The 12,758-nt window shown below is 65.6% G+C and carries 8 protein-coding genes; 2 read left to right on the forward strand and 6 right to left on the reverse strand.

Annotated features, from left to right (window positions below; genetic code table 11):
* Positions 1-7 precede the first annotated feature (7 nt).
* The gene (locus LWE61_RS07925; RefSeq protein ID WP_234149519.1) at positions 8-1,519 is read left to right on the forward strand and encodes an alginate export family protein; all 1,512 of its coding nucleotides are present in this window, start codon (positions 8-10) and stop codon (positions 1,517-1,519) included.
* A gap of 54 nt (positions 1,520-1,573) precedes the next feature.
* Here the strand turns inward: LWE61_RS07925 and LWE61_RS07930 are convergent, their stop codons facing one another.
* The 5 genes from LWE61_RS07930 to LWE61_RS07950 form a co-directional block, all read right to left on the reverse strand.
* Positions 1,574-3,982, reverse strand: a complete 2,409-nt coding sequence (locus LWE61_RS07930; protein ID WP_234149520.1) for a TonB-dependent receptor — start codon at positions 3,980-3,982, stop codon at positions 1,574-1,576.
* Between the two features lie 395 nt (positions 3,983-4,377).
* Positions 4,378-5,853, reverse strand: a complete 1,476-nt coding sequence (locus LWE61_RS07935) for an LVIVD repeat-containing protein (protein ID WP_234149521.1) — start codon at positions 5,851-5,853, stop codon at positions 4,378-4,380.
* A 79-nt stretch (positions 5,854-5,932) separates the two neighbouring features.
* Complete coding sequence (locus LWE61_RS07940) at positions 5,933-6,601, reverse strand: nitroreductase (protein WP_234149522.1); 669 nt, start codon at positions 6,599-6,601, stop codon at positions 5,933-5,935.
* A 2-nt stretch (positions 6,602-6,603) separates the two neighbouring features.
* Positions 6,604-8,271 carry an AMP-binding protein gene (locus tag LWE61_RS07945; protein ID WP_234149523.1) on the reverse strand — a complete coding sequence of 556 codons (1,668 nt, stop codon included), beginning with the start codon at positions 8,269-8,271 and terminating at the stop codon, positions 6,604-6,606.
* A 108-nt stretch (positions 8,272-8,379) separates the two neighbouring features.
* Positions 8,380-10,209, reverse strand: coding sequence for a tannase/feruloyl esterase family alpha/beta hydrolase (locus LWE61_RS07950; RefSeq protein WP_234149524.1), 1,830 nt, complete (start codon positions 10,207-10,209; stop codon positions 8,380-8,382).
* Between the two features lie 103 nt (positions 10,210-10,312).
* On the opposite strand from LWE61_RS07950, the gene LWE61_RS07955 reads away from it, so the two are divergent.
* Entirely contained in the window at positions 10,313-10,708 is a 396-nt protein-coding gene (locus LWE61_RS07955) for an ankyrin repeat domain-containing protein (protein ID WP_234149525.1), read from the forward strand.
* Between the two features lie 32 nt (positions 10,709-10,740).
* Here LWE61_RS07955 and LWE61_RS07960 read toward each other — a convergent pair whose 3' ends face one another.
* Positions 10,741-12,447: a tannase/feruloyl esterase family alpha/beta hydrolase gene (locus LWE61_RS07960; RefSeq protein ID WP_234149526.1), complete on the reverse strand. Its 1,707-nt coding sequence runs from the start codon at positions 12,445-12,447 to the stop codon at positions 10,741-10,743.
* Between the last annotated feature and the right edge of the window lie 311 nt (positions 12,448-12,758).

Raw genomic sequence — 12,758 nt, forward strand, 5'->3', positions numbered from 1 at the left:
TTGCCCGATGACGACTTTGCTCCCGCGGCTCCGGGCCGCCACGACCTCGCTCGGCCTGCTGACGGCAGCGGCTCAGGGGTCCGCCAGCGCCGAGACACCCGCCGCAACACCCGTTCAGGCGCCAGTTCAGGCACCCGTTCAGGCACCGGCCGCCACCGCCTATCCGGCCGCCGCCAATGGCGATGTCACTACCGTCAACGGCTATACGCTGTCGCGCTGGGCGGAGGATTGGCGGGCCATGCGCGACCCGGCCAAGCGGGACGATCCGCTCGACCGCCTCAAATATCTGCCCATCGCGGCGGAGGGGGACGTGTACCTCACCCTGTCCGGCGAACTGCGGCTGCGCGTCAACGAGACGACCAATCCCAACCTGCGCGAAACCCCGGCGCAGCGGCAGGACATCACCCGCATCGTGGCGGGGGCGGACCTGCATGTCGGCCCGCATCTGCGCGTCTATGGCGAATTGGCGCATGGCAGCATTTCCGGCCTGAACCTGGGCGTCCCGGCGGCGACCCTGCGCAACGACCTCGTCCTCCAGCAAGCCTTTGTCGAGGCGAATGAGGAGATTGGCGGGATCGCCATCGGCGCGCGCTATGGCCGTCAGGAATTCACCGACGGGCCGAACCTGCTGGTGTCGCAGCGGGACAATAACACCATCCGCTACACGCTGAATGGCCTGCGCGTCTGGGCGCGCGGCGCGCGGGTGCGGGCCGACCTGTTCGATTTCAAGCCGACCGCCTATGGCGACCTGGGCGCGGAGGATGATATTTCCGACCCGGCCCGGCGCTTTTCGGGCATCACCATGGGCTTTGCCCTGCCCAATACTTGGCTGGGCGGATCGAAGCTCTATGTCGATCCCTTCTTCTGGCGGCGGCGCAACAATGTGGGCGCATGGGGTGGGCGGATCGGCCCGGCGACCCGCTATTATGCGGGCGCGCGATTGTGGGGCGATGCGGGGCCGCTGAACATCGACTGGTCGGTGAACCATCAATATGGCCAGTATCTGGACCAGAGCATCGACGCCTGGCAGGCGTTCATCGCCCAGACCTATCGCATCGGCAAGGGCAAGGACGCGCCGCGCATCGGCGTGCATCTCGACTATGCCAGTGGCGGGGGCGGCTATGGCGACGGCAAGCTGCGCGACAGCTATGCGCCGTTCGGCAACAATATCTATTTCAGCTATCAGTTGTCGCTGACGCCCTCCAACCTCGTCGCCATTGCGCCGAACATCAGCGTTTCGCCCTTTCGCAAAGCGCGGTTGAGCGCGGAATATCTGATGGCGTGGCGCGACAGCGTGTATGACGCCGTCTATCGCGCCAATGGCCAGCCGTTTGCGGGAACGCAGAACGGGCGGGCGCGCAAGATCGCCGATGTCACCCGGCTCCAGCTGGTCTGGGCGATCAGCCCGCGCGTGTCGCTGACGGGGCGCTATGAGCATCTGGCCGCCGGGCCTGCGTTGACCGATGCGGGCTATCGCAGTTCGGATTTCCTGGCGGGGTGGGTCAGCTTTCGCTTCTGAGGCGGAAGCGGCACGCCCGGCCACCGCAAGGGGTGGCCGGGCGCATGGCTTCGGTCAGCGCGACCCGATGGCGAAGCGCGCGGTGACGCCGAACTCCCGCGGCGGGGTGACCGTCACGCCGGAATAGCGACCGATGACCGTCGCGACGCCGGACAACTGGTACGGCGATGCCTCGACCGACACCGTTTTCGTGATGTTGGTGACGTTCTTGGCATAGGCCGAAATCTCCCACCCGCCATCGTTGGCGCGCAGGCCGGCGTAGAGGTTCAGCAGGCCATAGGCGCCGACATCGTCGAAGCGGTTGTTGGGATCGGTGAAGGACTTGCCCTTCCACGCGAACAGGCCGCGCACGAAGCCGTCCAGTTCGCCGGTCAGCGGGTGGTTATAGTCCGCCCGCACCGACCCGCTCCAGTCCGGCTGGAAGGAGGACCGCTGGCCGCCGCCAGGGCATTGGGCGAGATGTTCGCTGCCATAGGCCGCCAGCATCTGGCCCACCGTCGGGATCACCGCATCGGGGATGCCGTCGGACCCGACCGCGCCCGTCGCATTGTTGAGCGCGTCGGCGCAGGCCAGCAGGGCATTGCCGATCTTGCTCTTGGCGTAGTTGATCGTGCTGCCGATGCTGAGGCGACGGGTCGGGTTGAAGCCGATTTCCGCCTCGACGCCATCGACCTTCACCGGGACCGCGCTGACGAAGTTGAACTGGCCGACGGTCGGAATGGTGCCGATACCCGCCACCGTCTGATAGTTCACATAGGGGATACCGGCACCGGACGCGCGGAACGGGTAGTTTTTGAAATCCTGATGATAATAGGTCAGGTTCAGCGTCAGCTTGCGATTGAACCAGTCCGACTTCACGCCGATCTCATAGGATTTGGAGGTTTCGGGCGCGAGGCGGACATGCGCGACCTCGATCGGCGTATAGGTGGCGGCGTTGAAATCGCCCGACGCGACCACACCGGGACGCCAGCTGCTGCCGGTCGCCGCATAGACCATCAGGCTGTCGGTGAAGCGATGGCGGATCGACGCGCTGTAAATGGTGTGGGTGATGTCATAGTTGTTGAGCGCCTCGCTGCGCAGCGTGCCGTTGAACACCAGCCCCGCGTCGCGGTTGACGGTCTGGATACGGCGGACGCCGCCCGAAATTTCCGTCTTCTCGCCCAGGTGCAGGGTAGCGTTGCCGAAGAAGGATTCCTCGGTCAACCGCCCGTTGCCGCCATTGCCCAGCCGGGAGATGTTGAGGAACGACGCGCTGCCGCCCAACGGAACGACGGTGCCGATCGTGCCCGTGGTGCCGCCGGTGGTGGCGGAGTGGAAGTAGCCGACGACATAGTCGAACAATCCGAGCACCAGCGTCTGGTTCTGGAGGCGGACCTCATGCGTGGTCGTGTCGCTGATCGTGTCGATGGTCTGGAGACCGGACACATTGGGGAAGAAGTTATTCTGGTCGGACGGCGTCACCGCATGGAATTTGGAATTGGAGACGGAACCGACATAGATCAGGCTCTGCCCGCCCAGCGCCAGTTCGGCGTTCCAGTTGTAATATTTGAACTTCTGCTGGAAATCGCGCGGCGTGCGCGCCGTTGCCAGACGGTCCGACGGCGAGATGGTGCCATAGTTGGGCGCACTGGCGGAGGGGACGGCCGACGGGTTGATCTGCGCATAGGATTGCGCCTGGTCGAAAGCCAGGCCGCGGCCCTGCAACGTCTGGTAGGTGAAGCCCAGCTTCAGGAAGTCGACCGGTTCGAAACGGACGCTGGCGCGGAGCGATTCCGTCTCCCGCTTGGGCGCGATGCCGCTGTTGACACTGTATACACGATCGCCGCGATTGAAGTCGTGCAGGCCCGCGATGCGCACGGCCAGCTTGTCCTCGATGATCGGAACGTTGATCGCGGCATTGAAATTGGTCGTCGCCGCCGAGCCGAGCGTGCCCATGACATAGCCGCCCGCTTCGCGCAGGTTGGGCTTGCGCGAGGCGATGGTGATGGAGCCGGACGGGGTCGCGCGGCCGCGCAACGTGCCCTGCGGTCCGCGCAGAACCTCGATCTGGCCAATGTCGTACATGGCCTGGAAAATCAGGCTCGACTGGATCGGCGAGTCGTTCAGATAATATTGGACGGTTCCGTTCTCACCGCTGACGAACACGTCATGATTGACGCCGCGCAACGACGAGCTGGAGCCGATTCCATTGGGGTTTGCGGACAGCGTCAGGCCGGGGACGACATTGGTGATGTCCTGGAAATTACGGATATTGAGCTTCTCGATGGTCTGCGCAGTCACGGCGTTGACCACCAGCGGCACGTCCTGAAGCGTCTCGTCGCGGCGGCGCGCTTCGACGATGATGATGTCATTGTCGGATGCGGCGCTGTCCTGCGGACCGGTCGGCTGCGGCGTCTGCGCGTAGGCGGGCGCGGCGATGGCGAAGACGCTCAGGCCGAGCGCAAGGATCGAATGACGGTTCATGAAAACCTCCCCTTGGGATATGTCGGCTAAATTAGCCTGACCAAATTGGACTGTCCAAATACGTATACATTTTAATATTTTTGAAAAGATGCCGGGGAGAGGATTTTACGGATGTTGCATGAACGCAACAGTGGCCCGATGGGGACGCGCACCCGATAAGCGACAATCCCCGTTTTTCGGCATGATGAAGGGCAGGATTCCACCTGCCGAGAGGTGCGCAACGCCACTATGGTATGACCAATGCTGTCCCATGTGTATCGCGATGCGTGGCTATTGGTCTTCCATGAAGCGGGAAACGGCGGGTGGATGCGGTCGATGCCATCGGCGCATCAGGGGGCGGGCATCCACCCTCCACCCGGCACCCGGCACCCGGCACCCGCATCCACCCCCCTGTCTCAGCGCCCCTTGCGAGCGACGCCCAGCCGGGGCAGGCCCACCGCCGCGCGAACCTCCGGCTTCAACCGCAGGACATAGAAGCCGCTGGCCTGGCAGGCCAGCCAGATGTCGCCCGTCTTCGGCAGATAGCGGACATGGCCGCCACAGCCGTCACCCGGCTTGAAATAGGCGACCTCCTGTGGCTTTGCCGGGCTGCGAATGTCGACGATGCGCAGGCCCGCCCACAGGAAGTTGAACAGGCCCAGCCGCGTGTCGGTCGCGCTGTCCACATCGTTGAAATGGAGCGTCGCGGTGCCCGCATCCGGCGAAATGCCGGTGCTGGCCTTTTCCGTCGCACTCCACGCCGGGCAGTTTTCGGTATGGTTCATCGCCAGCTTGACCTCGCCATCGACAAAGGGCTTTCGTTCGTCGGCGATATTGGTGATTTTCGGCCAGGAACCGGGGCAGGCCAGCAACTCGCCAGCGCCCACCAGATGGGGCACGCCCTTGATATTGGCGCGCATGACGGAATGCCAGCCGCCATGCTGCGCCGTGCCGATCAGGCGCATTTTCGGATCGGACCTGCCCGCCGCAAGATCGCTGTTGTCGAGGATATAGACGCCGCCCGCATCGGGACCGAGCCCCTCCCGGTTCGGCGGGAAAATCTTGACCCCTTTGTTGAGGTCGTTGCCCATGGAGGAAATCACCCCGGCATAGATGCGCTTCTCGTCCGGGCTGATCGAGATTTCATGCGCCGCGAACTCGAAACTGGAGCCGTCCGGGCGGGTCGCCGCGAACTTGCCGACATAACGGGGGTGCGCCATGTCGCTGATGTCCATCACCGCAATGCCGCCCTTGCCGGTGAAGGGGGCGATGATGGTGGCATAGAGATGCTTGCCGTTCGCCGACAGGGTCAGCGTATGGACGCTTTCCGGCCATTTGATTTCGGCCATATGCCGGGGGCGGGTGCAATCGGACACGTCATAGATGTCGGTGTAGGCGGCATCGTCCTTTGCCCCATAGGAGCCGGCGGCCAGCACCTTGTGGCCCGGTGCGGCGACGGCGTGCAGGGTTTCCGATGCATAGAGCGAACCGCGATCGCGCAGCAGCCCGACCTGTTTGGGAGCGGCGGGATTGCTGACGTCCAGCACCGCCACGCCGAAACTCTCCGGGCGGGCCTTTGCGCCCCACATCAGGAAATTGGGCGAGGTGCTCGATACATAGGCGCACTGGTCGACCCAGGCGAGTTGCAGGTTGGAGTCGCGGCCGCCCAGCGGCGCATGGCCGACCAGTTGCACGCCCTTGCGATAGGATTGCGCCTGTATCTGGCCCGCCTCGCCCGGCATCGTCTGCCCTTGCAGGCCGGGTTCCGGCCGGTCCGCATCGGACGCGCCACCCTGCGCGGACACCGACCATGGCTGAAGCCCCAGGGTAACCATCGCCGTCGCCAGCGCCAGACGCCGCGTCACGCGCGCCAAGGTGAAATTACCGCTCACATCATCTCTCCGTGTCAACCTGTCATTCTTCGTTTGGGCAAGGCGCGCCATACGCCGTCTCAACCCGCTTCAACTCGCCTCAGCCATGCCATGTCGTGAAGTCGTCCACGCCCACCCGCTCGCTGACCAGCCCGTTTTCGGGCGCCGAGGGGTCGATATGGCCCAGCGCCATGCCGGACAGCAGGATATGATCGTCGGGGATGCCCAGTTGGTCATGGACGACCGCGCCAATGTCGCACCACGCCTGCTGCGGACAGGTTTCCAGCCCATGGCCGCGCGCCACGGTCATGACATTCTGCATGAACATGCCGCAATCGAGCCACGCACCGAGAGCCATGGCGCGGTCCATGGTGAAGAACAGGCCGACCGGCGCGCCGAAAAAATCATAATTGCGCAGCATCGCCTGGTGGCGCGCGGGCATGTCCTGCCGGTCGATGCCGTACAGCGCATAAAGGTCGAAGCCGACCTTGCGCCGCCGCGACAGATAGGGTTCCGGCATCTTCTCCGGCAGATAGGGATATTCCAGGCTGCCCTGCCCGGCATCGGCGGCGGCGCGGGCGGCGGCGGACAGCCGGGCCTGCGCCGCGCCAGTCACGACATGGACCAGCCAGGGCTGGATATTGGTGCCCGATGGCGCGCGAGAGGCCGCCGCCAATATGGCCCGCACCACATCCTCCCCCACCGGCGTCGGCAGGAAGCGGCGGACCGACCGCCGCCCGGTCACGGCCTCGATCACGGAGAGCGTCATGGTCATGCCCCCTGCGTCGCCGCCGCGAGAGCCTCCAGCCGCTGCGCCTTCAGCACGAACCGCTGCACCTTGCCGCTGGGCGTCTTGGGCAGGCTGTCGGTGAAATGCACCGCGCGTGGATAGGCATGGGCGGCGTAGCGGGTCTTGACCCACTGTTGTATCTCCCGTTCCAGTTCGGGCGAGGCGGCATGGCCTGCGGTCAGCACCACAAACGCCTCGATCACCTCACCGCGCACCTCGTCGGGCACCGCGATGACCGCGGCCTCCGCCACGGCGGGGTGGGTGACCATGGCGGATTCCACCTCGAACGGGCCGATGCGGTATCCGGCCATCAGGATCACATCGTCATCACGCGAGGAGAAGTGGAAATAGCCCTCCTCATCCACGCGCCCGGTGTCACCGGTCAGATAATAGCGACCATCGGCGGAGAATTTGCCAGCGGTCTTGGCGGGATCGCCGTCATAGCCACGGAAAAAGGCCAGCGGGCTGTCCGCCATGACCATCGCGACGCGGCCGACTTCATTGGCGCCGACCTCCCGGTCCTCCCGCTCGTCCAGAACCGTTGCGGTCCAGCCGGGCATCGCCTGCCCCATCGACCCGGCCTCGACCGGGCGCGCGACGGCGGGATTATGGTGATTGTTGATCAACATACCCGCTTCGGTCTGGCCATAATGGTCATGGACCGTGACACCCAGCGCCCGCTCCGCCCAGATATTGACGTCGGGGGTCAGCGGCTCGCCCGCGCTGGACGCGGCGCGCAGGCTGAGCGGGGATGGCGGCGCGACCCCGTCGCTGCGCAGCGAACGATAGACGGTGGGCGCGGCGGCGAAGTTGGTCACGCCCTCCCGCGCCAATATCGTCATCGTCTTCTCGGCGGAAAAACCACCCTCGAACAGGATGCTGCGGGTCGCGGTGAGGAAGGTGGACAGCACGCCGAAATACAATCCATAGGCCCAGCCCGGATCGGCCGCGCACCAGAATATATCATCCTGCGGCCGCAGCCCATGGCCGAACTCGGCGTAGGAATGGAAGGCCGCGAGCGCGCGCAGCGGCACCACCACCCCCTTGGGATTGCCCGTGGTGCCGGATGTGTAGATGTGGATGAACGGCGCATCGCCGCCCATGACGGCGGCCGCAATGCCCGGCTGCGCCGTCGCCATCAGCGCGTCGAAGGCCAGCGCACCCTCCGCCGCCGCGCCGGTCGTGATGACCTGCCACGGCGCATCCGCCGGCATCCCCTCGCCCGCCGCCAGCTTGGGCTGCTGGCCGGGATCGCACACCACCAGCTTCGCACCGCTGCCGGTCAGGCGATAGGCGATGGCGGGCGGCGCAAAGGCGGTGAACAGCGGCACATGCACCGCGCCCAGCCGCCATATGCCCATCAGCGTGACGAGATAGTTGCGGCTCTTGCCCATCAATGTCGCCACCCGGTCGCCCGGCCGGACGCCCAGCGATTGCAGGACGGCGGCAAAACGCTCCGATTCCGTGCGCAACTCGCCATAGCTTATGTCCCGCACGGACAGGTCGGCGGCGATCACCCGATAGGCGAGCCTGCCAGCGTCCCGGCTGTCGCACAGCAATTGCGCGGCGCAGGCATCGGGCGCGGAATAGAGCGCATCCATCTGCGCAATGCGGACGGTGACGGCGGGGGGCGTTGCGATGCTGGGCATGATCGTGCCTGTTCCTGAAAGATCGAATGAAATAGGCTACCAGCGCCCGGTCACAATCACGACAGGGCGCTGGCAGCGATGACAGCTTAAGGGCGAGGCGGGGTCACACTAGTCGACCAGGCCCGCCTGACGTCCGGTTTCGCCGACCTGAAGCAGGCGCTTGTCCTTGGCCGAGCAGCTCCAGTTGGCCGCATCCTTCACGTCGCCCTTGCCGCTGTAGTTCGCCATTTCCGGGAACTTGCACATGGTCGAGGTCCAGTTGGGGAATTGCAGCGCCGGGGCCGGCTTCGCGCCGGGGGAGAATTCATGCGCGGCGACGCTCAGGCGGATCGCGTCCGGCGCCTTGCCCTTCTCCACCCAGTTTTCCATCGTGCCCATCGCGTCGAAGGCGTTGGGACCGATGCCGGTGATGCTGCAATGGGCGGTGCCGGGCAGCAGGAACAGCCGCGCCTTCTCCTGCACCTTGGCATAGCCGCCATGCTTCTTCGCCAGCTTCTTGTAATAGTTGATCGAACTGAGCGGCGTCAGCTTCTCGTCGCTGAAATTATGCCAGATCATCAGCTTGGTCTTGCCGTTCATCAGGCGCGCGGAATTCTCCATGAGATGGCCCGCGCCGAGCCGGATCTCCTCCTTGACCTTCGCCACTTCGGCGGCGGAGAAGACGACGCGGAAGGCGTTGACCGGCCCCGGTCCACCCGCCTTGAAGCTGTAGTTGGCGGCGACGGAGAACGCCGGGTCGTTCTTGTGCACGAATATCTTTTGCAGGTCCGCGCCCAGCGTGCCGATCCCCAGCGGATATTGCAGTTCGCTGATCGAGTAACCGGGCTGGATGACATTGCCCTGCTCATCAGTCGTGGCGGTCACCAGCGTGCTCACCGTCTCCACCTGCGCCTTGGTGAAGCACGTGTCGCCGGGCGTATCGCCGGTGCAGACCGGCAGGTCGCGATCCGGGCGGAAGTTGCAGGCGGCAGGGTTCTGGATGATGCCGTCCTTGACCCCGTCGAGGCCGTCGCACTGCTTTTTGACGATCGTGTCGAGCAGGCCATAGAGCGATGCGGACAGGCGGTTGGCGGGCGACTGGGACAGGCGCAGGTCAACGCCCGTCGTGTGGATGCCCATGCCCACGGGATCATAGGGCGACCCTGCGATGATGCCGTCGAACTTCTCCGGGAAATAGGACACCGCGACCATCGCGTCGCGACCGCCGCCCGAACAGCCGTTGAAATAGGAGCGGGCGATGCCGCGCGGGGCACCCTTGGCGCTGGCGTAGAAGGCGGTGGTGAACTCCTTGCCCATGTCCGCCAGCACGACGTCGGCGCGATAGAGGAAATCGTCGATCGCATCCTGATCGACCGACCCGTCCTTCTTTACGGCCCAGTCCGCGCTGCCCATGCCGGTATGCCCCTCGTTGGTGGCAAAGATGGCATAGCCTTTTTCGAGGAGCTGGCCGGGATAGCCCTGCGCGGTGACGATGACCGACGGCATGGCGGGATTGCTGACATAGAATTGGCCGCAATGGCCGCTGCACCCGAGCTGGAGATATTTGCCGTTCCAGTTGGTGGGGAAGCTGGCGAGGAAACCGGCTGTCTTGCCGGTCTTGGCATTGGTCACGAAATTGCCCGACACCTGGCAGAAGGCGGGGACCGTGCCCTTGGCCGCGACGAAATGAGTCGCGCTGCCGAAGTTGGTGGTTTGCACCGCACCGAGCGTGACGGCCGTGCTGGTCAATTTGGCGGCGACCGCACTGGCGGCGGTGGCATCGCACATTGTCTGCAAGGATGCGTCGGACACCAGAGGTGCTTTTGGCGCGGTGTCACCACTGGCGGCAAAGGCAGCGCCGGGCGCAAGGCTCATGGCGAGGCCCGCGATGCCGCCCGCCGCCAGCAACCGCGAAAACCGGCTGCCATTCCGCGCGGAAAAACCCCCGTTGATAGTCATGTCGTGCATCCTCATTCCTGTGGGATCGGATGGTCCGTTGCCCCGGATTCTCCTCTTCCCCTATTGCCTACCAATCATTTGGTATATATGACAAGAGACTATGATGAGAAGCTGGAAAAATAGGCGCGGCCTGCTCCTTTTGGCGGCATGTCTGGCGGGTGCGCAGGGGTCGCTGGCCATGGCCGGTCCCCTCGACGATGCGCGGGACAATATCGTCGCGGGCCGGGTGTCGGAGGCGATCCTGGCGATCAGCATCGGCGCTATCGGCGTCAATGCGCCCGATGAGGAGGGCTATACGCTGCTCCACCATGCCGCGCGCGTAGGGTCGCTGGATGGCGTCACCCAGTTGCTGGACCGGGGTGCCGACCCGACGATCGCCGCGCGCAATGGGGACATAGCGCTGAAGCTGGCGACGAACCCGGACGTGCGGGCCGCGCTGATCGCCGCCATGCCCGCGCAGCCTGCCACCCCCGCGCCCGCGCCCGCCAAGGCCCCCTGACGCGAGGCTGGCCGGGGGAGGCCGCCACGCCATCAGCGGCGGGCGGGCGCGCGACATTCATAACTGGCCGCGACATCTGGGTTTGCGCCCGGCCGCAGAACCGCCTGTTTGGGCAGGGCGCACAGCAGCCATTCCTTGGGCTTTGCCTGCACCGCGGTGGGCGCCATGCTGCCCCCGTTCCAGCCCGCAATCACGCTATCGGGCGACCGCCCCTTCTCCACCCATGCGGTGAGAGCCGCCGCCAGGCTGCGATCCGGAGTGGCATCACGGAGCGCCGCGCCGCCCTGCCCAAAGCTGTTGGGACCGGGACCGCCCGCGCAATGCTGCATGCCGGGGGCGAGGAAGAAGCGGGTCTGCCCCGCCGCTTTCGGGCCGGACTGGCGCAGAATATCGCGGTGGAAGTCGATCGTCCCCTGTGCGGGCAGCAATTGATCCGCCCAGCCATGATAGAGGATGACCTTGCCACCCCGCGCGAAGAAGCGCCCAAGGTCCGGCTTGGCATCCAGTTCGTCCGACAGGACCGCAAGCCGGGCCGGATCCCTGTCGAAGTCGAATGTCTGCATCGTCGCGATCGGCGAAGGGGCCAGATCCGCCAGAAAGGATTCCGCCAGCGGACGCATCGCAATCGGCGCGGCGTCGCCGCCTGCGGGAATGAAGCCAGTAATTACGCCGCCATCCCAGCCCGTTCCCGGCATCGGATAGCCCACCTCCGCCCCCGTGACGGGAAAGCCATAGGCCAGCAACTGGCCGGTCGAGGAGCGACGCCCCGCCTGTATCCGCTCCAGCGTGAGCAGTTGCGCCTTGGAGAAGCATTGCGCCGACGTCGACGTGCCGCACGCGATCGTCGACGCATCGAAGCGGCAGAGGCGAGGATCGATGACAAGGCCGTCCTTCAACCCGTCCCGCCCGTCGCACTGGGCCAGCACCTCCCCTTGCAGCAAGCGCAACTGGTCCGCGCGGATTGGCGCGCCGGGAGCCTTTTGCGCCTGCCCCGCGCTGATCATGGACATCATCGAGACGGTGATGCGCGCGGCGGGCGCACCGGCGATGACGCCGTCATAATCCTCCGGGAAACGCGACGCTTCCATCAGCGCCTGCCGCCCGCCGTTGGAACAGCCGATGAAATAGGAGTAAGTCGGCGCCTTGCCATAATAGGCTTTGATGACCTGTTTCGCGACGACTGTCGTTTCATGGACGCCCCGCCAGGCATAGTCGCGCACCTTCTCCGGGTGCCCTTTGGCCCAGACGCCCGAACTTTCGGTATGGCGATGGCCGGTGTCGGTCACGGCGACCGCCTGCCCCGCGCGGATCCCCGCCGACAGGTCCATATAATTCATATAGCCGGCAAGGCCGCCGCCATAACCGCCCGTGAACCGGCCATCCCATCCCGCGATGGGCAACCAGACCTCGAAACGGATATCGGAATCGGCGGTCGGATGGATCGACCCCAGCACGCGGCAAAAAGCGGGCAGCCCGGACACCGGCGATGCCTCCGGGCCAAGGCCGATGAAGTTGAGCATCGCCGCGCCCGGCACCGGGACATTGGCGGGATGCACCTGCGCGCTGGCGATGGTGACGTTGGGGAGCGTCAGACCCACCAGCCCCGCGCAGGCCTGCGGCGGCATCACACCGGCAGCCTCGCCGGGAGCCACGGCAGGCTCCGCCGCCGCGGCGGTCATCGCGGTGCCCGCCATCAGGGCGGCGCTGGCAATAACCGACAAGCGGGACATGATCGTCATGCAATCCTCCTCCGGCGGCCCGCGCTGACGGCCGCGACTATCCGTGCCCCCTGTCCCGCGCCGGACAGGCGGCACGGGGAGGGGGATCGGTCGGCAGGGGTAGGCGGGCGGAGGGGCAGCCGACTATCCCTGATTGGGGGTTTGGCCCTGATCGGGGGTTTGGCCCTGATCGGGGGTTTGGCCCGGTTGGCAGTTCGCCCTCATGGGAGGTTGGGGCGGCGCGCCGTTCCCCGCCCGGTCAGGCGCGGCCAGACGATGCCGGGATTACCGGCTTGCGGTCCCTCCCTACTGTCCATATAAACCAAATGATC

It is taken from the genome of Sphingobium sufflavum (assembly GCF_021403115.1).
Taxonomy (GTDB): Bacteria; Pseudomonadota; Alphaproteobacteria; order Sphingomonadales; family Sphingomonadaceae; genus Sphingobium; species Sphingobium sufflavum.